13 protein-coding genes are annotated in these 16,159 nt (G+C 72.3%); 1 reads left to right on the top strand and 12 read right to left on the bottom strand.

The genetic code is table 11. The features are described from left to right. Positions 1 to 46 precede the first annotated feature (46 nt). The 6 genes from OO47_RS17670 to OO47_RS17695 all read right to left on the bottom strand — a co-directional run bounded on the left by OO47_RS17670 (position 47) and on the right by OO47_RS17695 (position 6,023). Positions 47 to 1,681: a beta-N-acetylhexosaminidase gene (locus OO47_RS17670; protein WP_030209962.1), complete on the bottom strand. Its 1,635-nt coding sequence runs from the start codon at positions 1,679 to 1,681 to the stop codon at positions 47 to 49. A gap of 4 nt (positions 1,682 to 1,685) precedes the next feature. Beyond that, positions 1,686 to 2,534: a carbohydrate ABC transporter permease gene (locus OO47_RS17675; protein ID WP_030209961.1), complete on the bottom strand. Its 849-nt coding sequence runs from the start codon at positions 2,532 to 2,534 to the stop codon at positions 1,686 to 1,688. Then, entirely contained in the window at positions 2,531 to 3,487 is a 957-nt protein-coding gene (locus OO47_RS17680; protein WP_030209953.1) for a carbohydrate ABC transporter permease, read from the bottom strand. Before OO47_RS17680 ends, OO47_RS17675 begins: the two co-directional genes overlap by 4 nt. A gap of 5 nt (positions 3,488 to 3,492) precedes the next feature. Beyond that, the gene (locus OO47_RS17685; RefSeq protein WP_030209950.1) at positions 3,493 to 4,797 is read right to left on the bottom strand and encodes an extracellular solute-binding protein; all 1,305 of its coding nucleotides are present in this window, start codon (positions 4,795 to 4,797) and stop codon (positions 3,493 to 3,495) included. 258 nt (positions 4,798 to 5,055) lie between these two features. Continuing rightward, positions 5,056 to 5,343: a DUF3039 domain-containing protein gene (locus tag OO47_RS17690; protein ID WP_015033918.1), complete on the bottom strand. Its 288-nt coding sequence runs from the start codon at positions 5,341 to 5,343 to the stop codon at positions 5,056 to 5,058. 119 nt (positions 5,344 to 5,462) lie between these two features. Continuing rightward, positions 5,463 to 6,023 (bottom strand): YqgE/AlgH family protein, encoded by a 561-nt coding sequence (locus OO47_RS17695; protein ID WP_030209946.1) that lies wholly within the window; start codon positions 6,021 to 6,023, stop codon positions 5,463 to 5,465. A gap of 278 nt (positions 6,024 to 6,301) precedes the next feature. On the opposite strand from OO47_RS17695, the gene murA reads away from it, so the two are divergent. Then, positions 6,302 to 7,648: a UDP-N-acetylglucosamine 1-carboxyvinyltransferase gene (gene murA / locus OO47_RS17700; RefSeq protein ID WP_030209945.1), complete on the top strand. Its 1,347-nt coding sequence runs from the start codon at positions 6,302 to 6,304 to the stop codon at positions 7,646 to 7,648. A 200-nt stretch (positions 7,649 to 7,848) separates the two neighbouring features. On the opposite strand, the gene OO47_RS17705 is transcribed toward murA, so the two are convergent. The 6 genes from OO47_RS17705 to OO47_RS17730 form a co-directional block, all read right to left on the bottom strand. Beyond that, positions 7,849 to 8,130, bottom strand: coding sequence for an HU family DNA-binding protein (locus OO47_RS17705; protein ID WP_017237029.1), 282 nt, complete (start codon positions 8,128 to 8,130; stop codon positions 7,849 to 7,851). A 383-nt stretch (positions 8,131 to 8,513) separates the two neighbouring features. Continuing rightward, the gene (locus OO47_RS17710; RefSeq protein WP_030209940.1) at positions 8,514 to 9,944 is read right to left on the bottom strand and encodes an NAD-dependent malic enzyme; all 1,431 of its coding nucleotides are present in this window, start codon (positions 9,942 to 9,944) and stop codon (positions 8,514 to 8,516) included. A gap of 433 nt (positions 9,945 to 10,377) precedes the next feature. Next, complete coding sequence (locus OO47_RS17715; protein WP_030209938.1) at positions 10,378 to 12,705, bottom strand: HelD family protein; 2,328 nt, start codon at positions 12,703 to 12,705, stop codon at positions 10,378 to 10,380. A gap of 63 nt (positions 12,706 to 12,768) precedes the next feature. Further along, positions 12,769 to 13,287 (bottom strand): GNAT family N-acetyltransferase, encoded by a 519-nt coding sequence (locus OO47_RS17720; RefSeq protein WP_030209936.1) that lies wholly within the window; start codon positions 13,285 to 13,287, stop codon positions 12,769 to 12,771. A 42-nt stretch (positions 13,288 to 13,329) separates the two neighbouring features. After that, positions 13,330 to 14,466 (bottom strand): uroporphyrinogen-III synthase, encoded by a 1,137-nt coding sequence (locus OO47_RS17725; RefSeq protein WP_030209934.1) that lies wholly within the window; start codon positions 14,464 to 14,466, stop codon positions 13,330 to 13,332. A gap of 84 nt (positions 14,467 to 14,550) precedes the next feature. Next, positions 14,551 to 15,906: a nitrate/nitrite transporter gene (locus OO47_RS17730; protein ID WP_030209931.1), complete on the bottom strand. Its 1,356-nt coding sequence runs from the start codon at positions 15,904 to 15,906 to the stop codon at positions 14,551 to 14,553. Positions 15,907 to 16,159 lie beyond the last annotated feature (253 nt).

Here is a 16,159-nt window from a genome sequence, read left to right on the forward strand (position 1 = left end):
GGGCGGCGGGGTTCGCCGCTCCCGGGTGACGGGGCCGCGAAGGGCCTCACACGTTCGGGGGCGTTCCCTCCAGGGGCCTGCCGAGGACCCCGGGGCGCCGCTGCCGGGGCAGGGGTCCGGCGGGGGGCCGGTAGTCGACGCCGAGGGCGTCCAGGCGCCGGTAGTGGGTGTCCATGCGGCGCTCGAAACCGGTGTAGTCGCGCTCCTCGGGGGCGGGGAGCGCGGACCAGGCGACCTCGGCGAAGGCGGCGAGGCGGGGGAAGACCTGGTAGTCGACGCGGGAGCGGTTCTCCATCACCTCGGTCCAGACGTTGGCCTGCGTTCCCAGGACGTGGGCGGCGGCCTCCGCGGAGAGGCCGGGCGGGACGGGCTCGAAGCGGTAGACGTCCTCCAGGGTCCGGACGTATCCGATGGGCATCGGCTCGTCCTCGCCGGGCGCCTGGCGGTGGTCCAGGTAGACGTGCTGCTCGGGGCACATGACGACGTCGTGCCCGGCCTCCGCGGCGGCGATCCCGCCCGCGTAGCCGCGCCAGGAGGAGACGGCCGCGCCCTCGGCGAGTCCGCCCTCCAGGATCTCGTCCCACCCGATCAGACGGCGTCCGCGGGCGGTGAGCCAGCGGTCGAAGTGGCGGACGAACCAGGACTGCAGCCCGTCCTCGTCGGCGAGGCCGAGTTCCCTCATGCGGGCCTGGGCGGCCGGGGAGGCCTTCCACTGGTCCTTGGGGCACTCGTCGCCGCCGACGTGCACGAAGGGGGACGGGAAGAGCTCCAGGACCTCCTCGAAGACGCCCTCGTAGAAGCGGAGGACCTGTTCGGTGGGGGCGAGGACGTTCGGGTTGACGCCCCAGGTGTCCCAGACGGTGAGCGCGGCGGTGTCGACGACGTCGGTGTTGCCGAGTTCGGGGTACGCGGCGATGGCGGCCTGCGAGTGGCCGGGGAGGTCGATCTCGGGGACGACCGTGATGTGCCGCTCGGCGGCGTACGCGACGATCTCGCGGATGTCGTCCCGGGTGTAGAAGCCGCCGTGCGGGGTGTCGGTCCAGAGCGGCGAGGCCCGGTGGCCCCACTTGCTGCGGGCCCGCCAGGAGCCGACCTCGGTGAGCCGGGGGTGGCGCTCGATCTCGATGCGCCAGCCCTGGTCGTCGGTGAGGTGGAAGTGGAAGACGTTCAGCTTGTGGGCGGCGAGGAGGTCGAGCAGGCGCAGGACGTCGTCCTTGGCCGTGAAGTGCCGGGAGACGTCGAGCATGAGGCCGCGCCAGCCGAACCGCGGGGCGTCCTCGATCGTCTGCGCCACCAGGGCCGCGACCGGCTTCTCCTTCACGGGCGCCTTGCGGAAGGCCTCGGGGCCGAGGAGCTGGCGGAGGGTCTGGGCGCCCCAGAAGACGCCGGCCGGACCGCCTCCGGTGATCACGGCGACCCGGTTCGTCAGGACGTCGAGCCGGTACGCCTCGGGGGCGAGGGTGTCGTCGATCCGCAGCCGGACGCTGTTGGTGGCGTTCCCGTCGTCGGTGCTCCGCAGCGGGAGCGCGAGGGCGGCGCCGAGCGCGGTCCGCAGCCAGCGCTCGGTGTCCTCGGTGCCGGGGGCGGCGCACAGGGTCGTCCGGCGGTCGAGGAGGAAGCCGCAGCGGTACGGCCCCTCGACCGACAGGGGCGCCGGGATCAGGTCCATGGGGTGGGTCATCGCGTCAGTCCTTCACCGCCCCGCCGAGGCCCGAGACCAGGCGGCGCTGTACGAGTACGAAGAAGACGAGCACCGGGACGGTCATCACGGTCGAACCGGCCATGATGCCTCCCCAGTCGTTCTCGTCGGGCTTGAAGAAGACGAGCAGGGCCATGGGCAGCGTCGACTGCGAGGTGTCGCTGATGAGGAACGACTTCGCGAAGAGGAAGTCGTTCCAGGTGGAGATGAACGAGAAGACGCTGGTGGCGACCAGGCCCGGGAAGACCAGCGGGAAGAGGATCTGCCACAGGAACCGGGTGCGGCTCGCGCCGTCGATCTGCGCCTGCTCCTCCAGGGCCTCCGGAACCGCCCGCACGAAGCCGCGCAGCATCCAGATCGCGAACGGCAGGGAGAACGCGATGTGCGGCAGGATCAGTGAGCCGAGGGTGTTGAGCTGCCCGAAGTCCCGCATGAGGAAGAACATCGGGATGGTCAGCGCCTCGACGGGCACCATCTGGGCGACCAGGAACATGATCAGGAGCGTCGTCCGGAACCTGAACCGGAACCGGGTGACGGCGGTCGCCGCGAGGAAGGCGATGAGCGCGGAGGCGAGGACGACCGTGACCGCCACGATCAGCGAGTTGAGGAAGTAGCGGCCGAAGTCCTGCTGTTCGAAGACGCGCCGGAAGGAGTCCAGGGACGGCGAGAGCGTCCACGGGCGCGGGTTCGTGGACTGGATCTCGCCGGCCGGCTTGAGGGCCGAGAGGACCATCCAGTACAGCGGGAAGGCGGTGGCGGCGGCGGCGAGGAGCGCGGCGGCCTCGGCGGCGAGGCGCCCGGGGCGCCTGACGCCCGGTGTCCGGAGGGCACTCACAGTTCTTCTCCCTGGCGTCGCAGCAGGCGCAGGTAGACGAGCGTCACGGCCAGCAGGATCAGCAGCATGACGACGCCGATCGCCGAGCCCAGGCTGTACTGGGACGAGGCGAAGGCCTTCTGGTAGGCGTACACGTTGAGGACGAGGTTCTGGCCGGCGATGCCGCCGCCGTTCGTCATCACGTAGATCTGGGTGAAGAGCTTGAAGTCCCAGATGATCGACTGGATCGTGACGACGACCAGGATGGGCCGGAGCATCGGCGCCAGGACCGAGCGCCAGATCCGCCACTGCGAGGCGCCGTCGAGGGCGGCGGCCTCCAGGACCTCGGTCGGGACGGCCCGGATGCCCGCGTAGACGGTGACCATCACGAACGGGAAGGAGCACCAGACGACTTCGAGCAGGACGAGGGCGAAGGCGCTGTACCGCCCGTACGTCCAGGAGAAGTCGCCGAGTCCGAGGAGCCGGTTGACGGGGCCGAAGTCGGGGTCGAAGAGGAAGACCCAGACGGTGGAGCCGGTGACGGCGGGGGTGGCCCAGGCGCCGAGCGCGGCCAGCATCAGGACGAGCCGGGGCAGGGCACGCACGCGCGTGAGGAGGACCGCGAGGGCGCAGCCGACGGCGAGGGTGGTGACGACGCAGGCGGCGGCGAAGACGACGGTGGCGAGGAGGACCTGCCGGAACTGGGGGTCGGAGAAGAGCGTCGCGTAGTTCCCGAACCCCTGGAACGAGGTGGGTTCGCCGCCGCTGACCTGGGCCTGGGTGTACTCCAGGAAGGAGATCAGGCCCAGTTGGTAGACGGGGTAGACGAGGAGCGCGCCGAGGACGACGAGGGCGGGCAGCAGGTAGAGCCAGGGGGTCCAGGCGCCGGGGCGCCGGGGGCCGCGGGTCCCGGGTGCGGGGCCCGCGGCCGCTGCGGGCCGCTTCTCGACGGGCGGGGTGAGCTGGGTGGTCATGGGGGTCAGCCGGCCGGCGCGAAGGCCGCGTCCATCTTCTTCGCGGCGTCGTCCGCCGCCGCCTTGGCGTCCTTACGGCCGCTGACGATCTCCTGGAACATCGTGGGCAGGACGAGGGAGGCGTCGATCTGCCCCCAGCCGGGGGACGCGGGGACGAACTTGGTGCCGGCGGCGAGGGTGTCGGTGAAGGGCTTCACGAAGGGCTGCCGCTGGGCGGCGGCGGCGCGCGTGTCGGTGTACGTGGGCAGGAAGCCCATCGCGTCGAAGAGCCGGCCCTGGGTCTCCTTGCCGGTGAGGGACTTGAGGAGGTCGACGGCGAGGGTGCGGCGCGAGGTGCTCTTGAGGACGCCGATGTTGTTGCCGCCGGCGAAGGCGGGGGCGATCGAGCCGGGGGTGGTGCCGGGCAGCGGGACGACGGCGTACTTGCCCTTCACGGTGCCGGCCTCGACGGCCGCGTGGCTGAAGTCGCCGCCGATGGCCATGCCGGCCTTGCCGGAGGCGAAGGCGGTGACGGTGGCGTTGCCGCCCATCTGGGCGCACTTGGCGGCCGGGCAGTTGTCGTCGCCGAAGAGCGAGGTGTACGTGGTGATGCCCTTGAGGGCTTCGGGGCTGTTGACGGCGGCCTTGTACGAGTCGCCCCGCGCGGTGGCGAGTTCGCCGCCGGCGGCCCAGACGAAGGGCATGGCGCCGTAGGTGTAGGCGCCGCCGACGGCGATGCCGTACAGCTCGGGCCTGGCCTTGCGGATCTTCTTGGCGGTCTCGACGAGTTCGGCCTGGGTCTTGGGGGCCGTCAGGCCCAGCTCCCGGAAGACGTCGGTGCGGTAGTAGAGGGCGCGGATGCCGACGAAGAAGGGGGCGCCGTAGACCTTGCCGCCGACGGTGACGGACTGGCGGGCGGTGGGGTCGGTGTCCTCGGTCTGGTCCCAGGCGGCGAACTCGGCGCTGATGTCGGCGAGGCCGCCGTCCTTGACGTACCCGGCGGTGTCGGTGTTGCCGTACTCGATGAGGTCGGGGGCCGACTCGGGGTCGTTGAAGGCGGCCTTGACGCGCTGGGCGCGGGTCTCGACGGGGATGTACTCGACCTCGACCTTCGCGCCCTTGTTGCGCTGCTCGAAGGCGGCGACGGCCTCCTCGACGACCTTCTCCTTGGGCTTGTTGCTCACCTCCTGGAAGAGCCAGACGCGCAGGGTGCCGCTCTTCTCGTCCGTCGCGGCCTTCCCGTCCGAGGTCTGGGGCGCGCAGGCGGTGGCGGTCAGACCGGCCAGCAGGAGCGCGGCGGCCGGGGCGGTGACGCGAACAGGAAGCTTCATGGCGGTTCCCCTCCAGGTGCGTGCGTTGCAGTATGCGCAATGAGCGTTTCGTGCTGCACAACACGCGTGAGGCTAGGCGGACTCCGGGCGGGCCGACAAGAGGTCTCGACCACCTCAACCACTCCGTGACCGGGGAAAGCACCCTGCGCAACGGGGGGACCCCCGGACGACCCGGAAAAACGGGACGGCCCCCGCCGCGCGCGCCGAAGCACGCACGACGGGGGCCGTCACCGGATCTCCCCGGCGTCGGGACCTGACTTACTTGTCCTTGCCGCCCTTGTCCTTGTCGCCGCCGCCGGCGCCCATGGAGTCGTAGATCTCCTTGCACATCGGACAGACCGGGTACTTCTTGGGGTCGCGCCCCGGTACCCAGACCTTTCCGCACAGCGCCACGACGGGCGTGCCGTCCAGGGCGCTCGCCATGATCTTGTCCTTCTGGACGTAATGGGCGTAGCGCTCGTGGTCGCCGTCACCGTGGGACACCTGCGGCGTCGGCTCGACGAGGGTCCCCGTACCTGCCCCGCGCTCGGGCTCAAGAGTGCTCATAACCGCCAAGGGTACTGAAAGCCGGGCCTTCGTTTGCGGGACGGGTCGCACCCGGTCGCGGGACGGGTCGCACCCGACTGCGGGGACGGGTCGCACCCGGTCGCGGGGACGGGTCGCCCTCAGTTCAGGGACGGGTCGTCCGGATACGTCGCGACCATGGCGAGCTCCCCGCGCTGCCGCCGCAGCACCTGCCGCCAGAGCGTCTCGGGCGTCGGCGAGGAGGCGTCGCCGGGCTCCGAATCGACCACGTACCAGGCCCCGTCGCCCAGCTCCGCCTCCAGCTGGCCGGGCCCCCAGCCCGCGTACCCGGCGAAGATCCGCAGCGAGCCGAGGGCCGGCCCCAGCAGCTCGGGCGGGGTCTCCAGGTCGACCACGCCGATCGCCCCGTGCACCCGCCGCCAGCCGAGCGGCCCCTCGTCGCCGGGGATCACGGCGATGCCGAGGGCCGCGTCGAGGGAGACGGGACCGCCCTGGAAGACCACGCCGGGCTCGCCGGCGAGGTCCGCCCAGGAGGCGAGGACGTCACCGACGGTGACCGGCGTCGGCCGGTTGAGGACCACGCCGAGCGAGCCCTCGTCGTCGTGGTCGAGCAGCAGCACCACCGCGCGGTCGAAATTCGGGTCCGCGAGGGCGGGGGTGGCCACGAGCAGCCGTCCTGTGAGCGAGGACACCTCGGTCATGCGAGACATGATCCCGCATCTTCGGCGTTCGCGTGGCCCGTCGGGCGCGAACGCCGCAAGGCCGCGAGCCGCCGCAGTTCAGAGGGGACGGGGCGGGGCGGCGCGGGTGGGCCGCCGGGGCAACCGGACGGTGACGCTCCGCAAGAGCGCGCGAACGGAGGGTGTTGTGCCGGATTCATTACGTCTGAGGGGTCCCCCCGAGCATCCGAACGAGGTTCCATGGCCCCTTACCCTTTTCACTGGCCACCCGTCGGACCCACTTTCGGAACGCGAGATTCATGACCGGCACAGACAGCCATGACGTACTGCTTGTCCACGGCGGCACCCCGCTGGAGGGCGAGATCCGCGTCCGCGGCGCGAAGAACCTCGTGCCCAAGGCGATGGTCGCCGCCCTGCTCGGCAGCGGACCCAGTCGCCTGCGCAACGTGCCAGACATCCGTGACGTCCGCGTGGTCCGCGGACTGCTCCAGTTGCACGGAGTGACGGTCCGTCCGGGCGACGAGCCCGGCGAGCTCGTCCTCGACCCGACGCACGTCGAGTCCGCGAACGTCGCCGACATCGACGCCCACGCCGGCTCGTCCCGCATCCCGATCCTCTTCTGCGGCCCGCTGCTCCACCGCCTCGGCCACGCCTTCATCCCGGGCCTGGGCGGCTGCGACATCGGCGGCCGGCCCATCGACTTCCACTTCGACGTGCTGCGCCAGTTCGGCGCGACCATCGAGAAGCGGGCGGACGGGCAGTACCTGGAGGCCCCGCAGCGCCTTCGCGGCTGCAAGATCCGGCTGCCGTACCCCTCGGTCGGCTCGACCGAGCAGGTGCTGCTCACGGCGGTGCTCGCGGAGGGCGTCACCGAGCTGTCCAACGCGGCCGTGGAGCCCGAGATCGAGGACCTGATCTGCGTCCTGCAGAAGATGGGCGCGATCATCTCCATGGACACCGACCGGACCATCCGGATCACCGGTGTCGACAGGCTCGACGGCTACACCCACCGGGCGCTCCCGGACCGCCTGGAGGCGGCCTCCTGGGCGTCGGCGGCGCTGGCCACCGGCGGCAACATCTACGTGCGCGGCGCCCAGCAGCGCTCGATGATGACCTTCCTCAACACGTACCGGAAGGTCGGCGGCGCCTTCGAGATCGACGACGACGGCATCCGCTTCTGGCACCCGGGCGGCTCGCTCAACGCGATCGCCCTGGAGACGGACGTGCACCCCGGCTTCCAGACCGACTGGCAGCAGCCGCTGGTCGTGGCCCTGACGCAGGCCTCCGGGCTCTCCATCGTCCACGAGACGGTGTACGAGTCCCGGCTCGGCTTCACCTCGGCGCTGAACCAGATGGGCGCGCACATCCAGCTGTACCGCGAGTGCCTGGGCGGCTCGGACTGCCGCTTCGGCCAGCGGAACTTCCTGCACTCGGCGGTCGTGTCGGGCCCGACCCGGCTGCAGGGCGCCGACCTGGTCATCCCCGACCTGCGCGGCGGCTTCTCGTACCTGATCGCGGCGCTGGCGGCCCAGGGCACCTCGCGGGTCCACGGCATCGAGCTGATCAACCGCGGCTACGAGAACTTCATGGAGAAGCTGGTCGAGCTCGGCGCCAAGGTCGAGCTGCCGGGCAGCGCGCTGGTCTAGCGACGGCCCCACGGACCTCTGTACGGCCCCACGCACACGCGTGGGGCCGTACAGCGCGTTCCGGAGGGCATCCGAGGGCATCCGAGGGCGTCCGAGGGCGTCGGCGGGCGTCCGAGGGCGTCGGAGGGCATCTGACGGGCGAACGAAAGGGCGGCCACCCCTGGACCGGGGTGGCCGCCCTTTGCTCGCCTACAGGCCGCTTACTTGCCCTTGGCGGCTTCCTTGAGCTTCGAGCCCGCGGAGACCTTCACGCTGTAGCCGGCCGGGATGTTGATCGGGTCGCCGGTCTGCGGGTTACGAGCGGTGCGAGCGGCACGGTGGGTGCGCTCGAAGGTCAGGAAGCCGGGGATGGTGACCTTCTCATCGCCCTTGGCGACGACCTCGCCGACGGTCTCGGCGAGAGCGGCCAGCACGGCGTCGGCGTCCTTGCGGGTCACCTCGGCACGGTCGGCCAGGGCGGCCACCAGCTCACTGCGGTTCATGTTGTTACTCCCGTGTTCTTCTTGCCTGTGAGGCGTGCCACGCGGCGGAAGCCGCGCGATTGGGTACAGCGAAGCCGATGCTGCCAGGGCCTTCGGACAGTCCCCGGACCCGGGTCACATGGACAGACCCTCGCGCCCAAACACGCATCCTGCCCCCACCAGCGGCGGGAACGCCAATCCGGCACCCCCGCGGGTCGGGGGAAAAGCCCCGGAACCCCGCGGCGGTGACGCTCTGTCGACTCCCCGCGAACCACGCGGAGTCGAAAAGCAACCCTAAAGGCGGGTTTACGCCACCGCGAATCGCGACGCGCCGTCAGAGCGGGGCCGGGGTACGTGTCGAAGCGGGGTCGGGGGCAGCGTCGGAACGGGGCCGGGGGGCAGCGTCAGAGCGCGGCCGGGGACGCGCCGCCGCCCGCCGCCTTCGCCGCGGTGCGGACCGCCCCGGCGACCGCGCCCGCGACCTTGTCGTTGAAGACCGACGGGATGATGTAGTTCGGGTTCAGCTCGTCCTCGGTGACCACGTCGGCGAGGGCCGCGGCGGCCGCCAGCATCATGTCCGTGTTGACCGTGCGGGACTGGGCGTCGAGCAGGCCGCGGAAGACGCCCGGGAAGACCAGGACGTTGTTGATCTGGTTGGGGAAGTCCGAGCGGCCGGTGGCGACGACGGCGGCCGTCTGGCGGGCGACGGCCGGGTCCACCTCCGGGTCGGGGTTCGCGAGCGCGAACACGATGGCGCCCTCCGCCATGGCGGCGACGTCCTCGCCGTCGAGCAGGTTCGGGGCCGAGACGCCGATGAAGACGTCCGCGCCCGCGACGGCCTCCCTGAGGGTGCCGGTGACGCCCTCCGGGTTGGTGTTGTCCGCGATCCAGCGCAGCGGCGAGTCGGCCGGGGCCTCGACCAGGTCCTCGCGGTCGGCGTGGACGACGCCCTTGATGTCGGCGACGACGGCGTGCTTGACGCCCGCCGCGATCAGGAGCTTCAGGATGGCCGTACCGGCCGCGCCGGCGCCGGACATGACGACCCGTACGTCACCGATGCCCTTGCCGACCACGCGCAGGGCGTTGGTGAGGGCGGCGAGGACGACGATGGCGGTGCCGTGCTGGTCGTCGTGGAAGACCGGGATGTCCAGGGCCTCGCGCAGCCGGGCCTCGATCTCGAAGCAGCGGGGCGCGGAGATGTCCTCCAGGTTGATGCCCGCGAAGCCGGGGGCGATGGCCTTGACGATCGCGACGATCTCGTCGCTGTCCTGGGTGTCCAGGCAGATCGGCCAGGCGTCGATGCCGGCGAAGCGCTTGAAGAGGGCGGCCTTGCCCTCCATGACGGGCAGGGCGGCCTTGGGGCCGATGTTGCCGAGGCCGAGGACGGCGGAGCCGTCGGTGACGACCGCGACGGAGTTGCGCTTGATGGTGAGGCGGCGGGCGTCCTCGGGGTTCTCGGCGATCGCCATGCAGACCCGGGCGACGCCGGGGGTGTAGATCATGGAGAGGTCGTCGCGGTTGCGGATGGGGTGCTTGGACGCCATCTCGATCTTGCCGCCGAGGTGCATCAGGAAGGTGCGGTCGGAGACCTTGCCGAGGACGACGCCCTCGATGCCGCGCAGCTGCTCCACGATCAGGTCGGCGTGGGCCGTGGAGGTCGCGGCGATGGTGACGTCGATGCGGAGCTTCTCGTGGCCGGAGGCGGTCACGTCGAGGCCGGTGACGGAACCGCCGGACGACTCCACCGCCGTGGTGAGCTGGGAGACCGCGGTCCCGCTCGCGGGAACCTCCAGCCGGACCGTCATCGAGTACGAGACGCTGGGCGCCGTTGCCATGGCCGAGTTCCTCTGCTTTCCCTGAGCTTCGTTGCTACGCCGCCCCGGCTGGTTGCCCGGCGGCGCCCTCCGATGGTCGCACCTACCGGCGAGTAGCAGGTAATGCGGTCATTTTGTTTTCGGAAAGTAGTTTCCACCATACGAGAGGGATCCGGGAAACAGAAGAGGTCCCCGCCACCAGGGGTGACGGGGACCTCAACTTCGTAGCTACGTACTAGGTGGCACCGACCCGCCATGCTCGCCTCGCGGCAAGTGGTCCCTCTGAGGGACGAAGGTTGGGCCCGGGGGCTTGGATCGGGCCGGTGCCACACCCAGGCTAACAAACCACTCCCGATAGTGATTCCAGCGCCACAGGTTGACCTGAAACCGGCCATGGGGCGGCCGGCCTGCCACGGGGGGAGCCGGCCGCCCCGGGGACGGCCGGCCGGGGGTCTCAGTCCCGCAGCAGGTCCGGCACGCCCTCCGCGTCCGGCAGGTCGCCGGCCCCCGCGACCACCGTGAGCTGCTGCGTCGCCCGGGTCAGGGCCACGTAGAGCACCCGCAGGCCGGCCGGGGACTCGTCCGCGATCTCGGCGGGCGAGACGACCACCGTGGCGTCGTACTCCAGGCCCTTCGCCTCCAGGGAGCCGAGCGCCACCACCCGGTCGCCCAGCTCCGCGAGCCAGCGGGCGGCCTCCTCGCGCCGCCGCATGGCGACGACGACGCCGACCGTGCCCTCCACCTGTTCGAGCAGCCGTCGCGCCTCGAAACGTACGGTTTCGGCCAGATCCGCGTCCCCGGCGCCCTCCGGGACCGCGACGAACCGGGGCTCGACGCCGGTCGAGCGGACCGCGCGCGGTGACTCCTTGCCCGGCATGGCGAGGGCGAGGACCTTGGCGGCCAGCTCGGCGATCTCGGCCGGGTTGCGGTAGTTCACGGTCAGCTCGAAGCGGCGGCGCGGCCGGGAGCCGAGCGCCTCGTCCCGGGCCTCGGCGGCCTCGTCCGGGTCGGACCAGGAGGACTGGGCCGGGTCCCCGACCACCGTCCAGGTGGCGTGCCGGCCGCGCCGCCCGACCATCCGCCACTGCATGGGCGTGAGGTCCTGGGCCTCGTCCACGATCACGTGCGCGTACTCGGTGCGCTCCGCCGCCAGCCGCTCGGCCCGCTCCCGCTGGCTCTCCTCCCGCACCGGCATCAGCTCCTCCAGACCCGTGAGCTGGTCCAGCGGGTCGTACTCCCGCTTCCTCCGGGGCCGGGCCGGGGCGCCGAGCAGGGTGTTCAGCTCGTCCAGGAGCGCCACGTCGTGGACGGAGAGCTCGGGGCGGCGCAGCGAGCGGGCGAGCCTGCGGACCTCGCCCGGGTTGAGGATCCGGCGGGCCCAGCGGCCGAGCCGCCGCTCGTCGGCCATCGCACCGAGGACCTGCCGGGGGGTCAGCTCGGGCCACCAGGCGTCCAGGAAGGAGAGGAAGGAGTCCTCGGTGGAGACGTCCTCGTCGAAGGAGGAGCGCAGCTCGGCGGCCAGCTCGGGGTCGCTGTGCCGGCCGGCCGCGCCGGACCTGGCGTACAGCGCGTCGAGCAGCAGCCGGCGGGCGCGGGGGCGGAGCAGGTTGACGGGGGCGGTACCGCCGAGGACGTTGTGGCGGATGCGCCGCAGCTCGTCGGCCTCCAGCTCCAGGCGGCGCCCGAAGGCGACGACCCGCAGCCGGGTCGGGGTGCCGGCGTCCTCCCCCGCACCGGGCTGCCGGTCCTTCGGCGCGGGGGTCTCCAGGGCGCCCCGGGCGGCCTTGCGGAGCACAGCGAGCATCCGGGAGGAGCCCTTGATCCGGGCCACGGCCGGATCGTCGTACGCGGTGGCCTCGGCGCCGTCGACCAGCGAGCCGACCGCGCGGATGGCGACCTGGCCCTCCTCGCCGAGGGAGGGCAGGACGCCCTCGGTGTACGAGACGAGGAGCGGGGTCGGGGAGACGATCAGGATGCCGCCCGCGTACCGCCGCCGGTCCTGGTAGAGCAGGTACGCGGCCCGGTGCAGGGCCACGGCGGTCTTGCCGGTGCCGGGGCCGCCCTCCACGTACGTCACGGAGGCGGCGGGCGCCCGGATGACGAGGTCCTGCTCGGCCTGGATGGAGGAGACGATGTCCCGCATGGTGTGGCCGCGGGCCTGGCCGAGGGCGGCCATCAGGGCGCCGTCGCCGATGACGGGCAGCTCGCGCCCGCCGAGCGTGGCCCGCAGCTCGGGGCGCATCAGGTCGTCCTCGACGCCGAGGACCCGCCGGCCCTTGGACCGGATGACCCGGCGGCGCACGACCCGGCCGGGGTCCACGGGGGTGGACCGGTAGAAGGGCGCGGCGGCGGGCGCGCGCCAGTCGATGACGAGCGGCGCGTAGTCGGAGTCGAGGACCCCGATGCGGCCGATGTGGAGGGTCTCGCCGATGTCGGCGGTGTTGTCGGGGCGTACGGCGTCCTCGGCGGGCTCGACGGAGGTGTAGGCGCCGTCGGGCCCCTTCTTCCCGTCCTTCCCGTACAGCAGGTCGATCCGTCCGAAGAGGAAGTCCTCGAACTCGTTGTTGAGCCGGTTGAGGTGGATGCCGGCCCGGAAGACCTGGGCGTCGCGCTCGGCGAGCGCGCCGGGCGTGCCGACCTGTCCGCGCTTGGCGGCGTCGTCCATCAGGAACTCCGCCTCGTGGATCTTCTCCTCCAGCCGGCGGTAGACCTGGTCAAGATGCTCCTGCTCGACACCGATCTCACGGTCCCTGACCGTGTCCACGGCTTCCTGCGCGGCCACCTAAGGCCCCCTTCTCACGTGCACTGGGCAGCCGTCGAGCGTACGCCACCGGAAGCCGCCGTGTCAGGCGGGCGGGGGGTCGTCGTGCAGGAGCCGCTGGAAGAGGTGGTGGTCGCGCCACGCGCCGTCGATGTGGAGCAGCCGGGGAGCGGTCCCGATCCGGGTGAAGCCGCTCTTGGCGAGGACCCGCTGGGAGGCGTGGTTGTCGAGGAGGGTCCCGGCCTCGACGCGGTGCAGCCCGAGGTCGTCTCGGGCGGCCCGGCAGGCCTCCGCGACGAGCGCGGTGGCCAGGCCGTGCCCGGCGTGGTGCGGGTCGATCCAATACCCGAGGGAGGCGCTGCGGAGGGGCCCGAGGACGATCCCGGAGAGCGTGGCGACGCCCGTGATCTCGTCCCCGTCGACGGCGAACCACCGCACCCCGCCGTCCGCGAGCCGTTCGGCCTGTCCCTCGACGGTGTAGTACCGCTCGGCCCGGTACGGCTCCCACGGCTTCATGTACTCCCGGTTCCGCACCACCGCCCTGGCGAGGGCGGGGGCGTCGGCGGGGACTGCGGGGCGGATGCGGGGGCCTTCGGCGGTCATGCGCGTACGGTAGCGGGCCACCCGGCTCCGGAGCCCCGTCCCCTACCCGTCGTACTTGTCGTCCGCCGCCGGGTCCAGGGCGAGCCGGTAGCCCCGCTTCACCACCGTCTGGATCAGCTTCGGGGTGCCGAGGGCGGTGCGGAGGCGGGCCATGGCCGTCTCCACCGCGTGTTCGTCGCGGCCCGCGCCCGGCAGGGCGCGCAGCAGGTCGGCGCGGGAGACGACCCAGCCGGGGCGGCGGGCCAGAAGGCCGAGGAGGGCCATGCCGGCGGGCGGGACGGGGCGCAGGGCGCCGTCGACGAGGACGGCGTGGCCGCGCACCTCCACGCGGTGCCCGGCCACCGGCAGGACCCGGGCGCGGGCGGGCAGCTCGGTGCAGAGGACCTGGACGAGCGGCCCGAGCCGGAAGCGCTCCGGCTGGTACGTGTCGATCCCCTCCGCCTGGAGCGGCAGCGCGGTCACGGGCCCCACGCACACCGCGAGCACGTCGTGCCGCAGCGCCGCGACGAGCTCCGCCCGTACGCCCTTCTCCCCGGCCCGGGAGAGCAGCGAGGCGGCGGCCGGGGCGCTGGTGAAGGTCACCGCGTCCACGCCCCCGGCGAGGACCGCGTCGAGGAGCCGGTCGAGCGGGCCGGTGTCCTCCGGCGGCATCCAGCGGTAGACGGGGACGCCGACGACCTCGGCGCCGCCCTCCGTCAGCGCCTCCACGAAGCCGGGCAGCGGCTCCCCGTGCAGCTGGAGCGCGATCCGGCGGCCGGCCACCCCCTCCGCGAGGAGCCGGTCGAGGACCTCGGCCATGGACTCCGAGGACGGCGACCAGGACTCGGTGAGTCCGGCGGCCCGTACGGCCCCCTTGACCTTCGGCCCCCGGGCGAGGAGTTCGACGTCCCGCAGGACGGCGAGGAGCTCCTCGCCGTACCCCCAGCCGTCGGCGGCCTCGACCCAGCCCCGGAAGCCGATCGCCGTGGTGGCGACGACGACGTCCGGGGCGTGGCCGATGAGGTCCTTGGTGGCGGCGAGGAGTTCGGTGTCGTCGGCGAGCGGCACGATCCGCAGGGCGGGCCCGTGGACGACGGCGGCGCCGCGCCGGCGCAGCAGGGCGATGAGTTCGTCCGCGCGCCGTGCCGCGGTGACGCCGACGGTGAAGCCGGCGAGGGGGCCGTGTTCTTGCTCGTCCATGGACGCAGAGCCTGACGGGGACGCGTGACGGACGCGGTTCGCCCGTATTTCCTGGTCGTTACGGTCCGTGCCGGGCACCGTGGATCACACCTTCGCGTAACCGGGCCGGGGCTCCGGCTCCGTGACGGCCTCGGCGGTCTCGGGCACGGCCGCCGGACGCCGAAGGTATACCGCCCGGGTGACCGCCATGCAGGCCGCGTAGAAGACGAGGAAGGCGACGAAGGCGGCGGTGCCGGTGCCGGAGGTCTGGAAGGACTGGCGGAAGGCCAGGTTGATGCCGAGCCCGCCGAGCCCGCCGACCGCCCCGATGATGCCCATGGACGCGCCGGAGAGGCGTCGGCCGTACGCCTCGGCGGCCTCGCCCGCGAGCCCCTTCCGGTGCCCCTGGGCGAGGAAGATCGCCGGGATCATCTTGAACGTGGAGCCGTTGCCGAGGCCGCTGAGGACGAAGAGGCAGACGAAGCCGGCGAGGAAGACGGCGAGCGACTCGATCACGGAGGCGTAGATCACCACGGAGGTCGCCGCGGCCATCGCGGCGAAGGTCCACAGGGTGATGCGGGCGCCGCCGTGCCGGTCGGCGAGGGAGCCGCCGACGGGCCGGACGAGCGAGCCGAGCAGGGGGCCGATGAAGGTGAGCGAGGCGGCCTGGAGCGGGGTGCGGCCGAACTGGGTCTGGAGCACCAGGCCGAAGGCGAAGCTGTAGCCGATGAAGGACCCGAAGGTGCCGACGTAGAGGAAGGCCATGATCCAGGTGTGCCGGGACCGCACGGCCTCCTTCGCGGCCCCGGTGTCGTTCCTGACGGGGGCGAGGTTGTCCATGAAGAGCGCGGAGCACGTGGCGGCGACCACGATCAGGGGCAGGTAGACGCCGAGCACGATCCGGGGGTGCATCGCGCCCGCGGTCCCGATGACGAGGAGGCCGACGAGCTGCACGACGGGGACGCCGATGTTGCCGCCGCCCGCGTTGAGCCCGAGCGCCCAGCCCTTCTTCCGCAGCGGGAAGAAGGCGTTGATGTTGGTCATGGAGGAGGCGAAGTTGCCGCCGCCGACGCCGGTGAGGGCCGCCACCAGGACGAAGGTGGTGTACGACGTCCCGGGCTCCATGACCGCGAAGGCGAGGCCGGTCGGCAGCAGGAGCAGCAGGGCGCTGAAGACCGTCCAGTTCCGGCCGCCGAAGCGGGCGACGACGAAGGTGTACGGGATCCGGATCAGCGCGCCGACGAAGGTGGCGGTGCCGATCAGGAAGAACTTGCCGGCGGGGTCCACGCCGTACTCCGGTCCCATGAAGAGGACCATGACCGACCACAGGCTCCAGACCGAGAAGCCGATGTGCTCGGAGAGGACGGAGAAGACCAGGTTCCGCCGGGCGATCCGCTCCCCCTCCTCACGCCAGAAGACCTCGTCCTCCGGTTCCCACCGTTCGATCCACCGGCCGCCCATGTCGCACCTCCGCGGGGTCGGGTCCTGGGGCGTCCACAGCCCCGGTCCTCCTGCGAACGACGCTAGGGAGGCCGCGTTTCAGTCCGGTGCCGCGAGGTGACGGCGACGGAACCTTGCTCTCACCCTGGGGGCGGGGTTGCTGTGAGCGGGGGCGGCCGCCGTGGGGCGGGGGCGCGGTTGCCGTGAGCGGGCCCGGGCGGCCCCTGACCCTCCCTGCGGCCGTACGGGCCCCGTCCCTCCCTGCGGCCGTACG

It is taken from the genome of Streptomyces bikiniensis, assembly GCF_000716625.1.
Taxonomy (GTDB): domain Bacteria; phylum Actinomycetota; class Actinomycetes; order Streptomycetales; family Streptomycetaceae; genus Streptomyces; species Streptomyces bikiniensis.

What these genes read in the sequence shown, in the direction of transcription:
- OO47_RS17720 (WP_030209936.1), bottom strand. Translation starts at nt 13,287, where the DNA reads ATGACCGCCGAAGGCCCCCGCATCCGCCCCGCAGTCCCCGCCGACGCC.
- OO47_RS17670 (WP_030209962.1), bottom strand. Translation starts at nt 1,681, where the DNA reads ATGACCCACCCCATGGACCTGATCCCGGCGCCCCTGTCGGTCGAGGGG.
- OO47_RS17710 (WP_030209940.1), bottom strand. Translation starts at nt 9,944, where the DNA reads ATGGCAACGGCGCCCAGCGTCTCGTACTCGATGACGGTCCGGCTGGAG.
- OO47_RS17690 (WP_015033918.1), bottom strand. Translation starts at nt 5,343, where the DNA reads ATGAGCACTCTTGAGCCCGAGCGCGGGGCAGGTACGGGGACCCTCGTC.
- OO47_RS17695 (WP_030209946.1), bottom strand. Translation starts at nt 6,023, where the DNA reads ATGACCGAGGTGTCCTCGCTCACAGGACGGCTGCTCGTGGCCACCCCC.
- OO47_RS17725 (WP_030209934.1), bottom strand. Translation starts at nt 14,466, where the DNA reads ATGGACGAGCAAGAACACGGCCCCCTCGCCGGCTTCACCGTCGGCGTC.
- murA (WP_030209945.1), top strand. Translation starts at nt 6,302, where the DNA reads ATGACCGGCACAGACAGCCATGACGTACTGCTTGTCCACGGCGGCACC.
- OO47_RS17730 (WP_030209931.1), bottom strand. Translation starts at nt 15,906, where the DNA reads ATGGGCGGCCGGTGGATCGAACGGTGGGAACCGGAGGACGAGGTCTTC.
- OO47_RS17680 (WP_030209953.1), bottom strand. Translation starts at nt 3,487, where the DNA reads ATGACCACCCAGCTCACCCCGCCCGTCGAGAAGCGGCCCGCAGCGGCC.
- OO47_RS17705 (WP_017237029.1), bottom strand. Translation starts at nt 8,130, where the DNA reads ATGAACCGCAGTGAGCTGGTGGCCGCCCTGGCCGACCGTGCCGAGGTG.
- OO47_RS17685 (WP_030209950.1), bottom strand. Translation starts at nt 4,797, where the DNA reads ATGAAGCTTCCTGTTCGCGTCACCGCCCCGGCCGCCGCGCTCCTGCTG.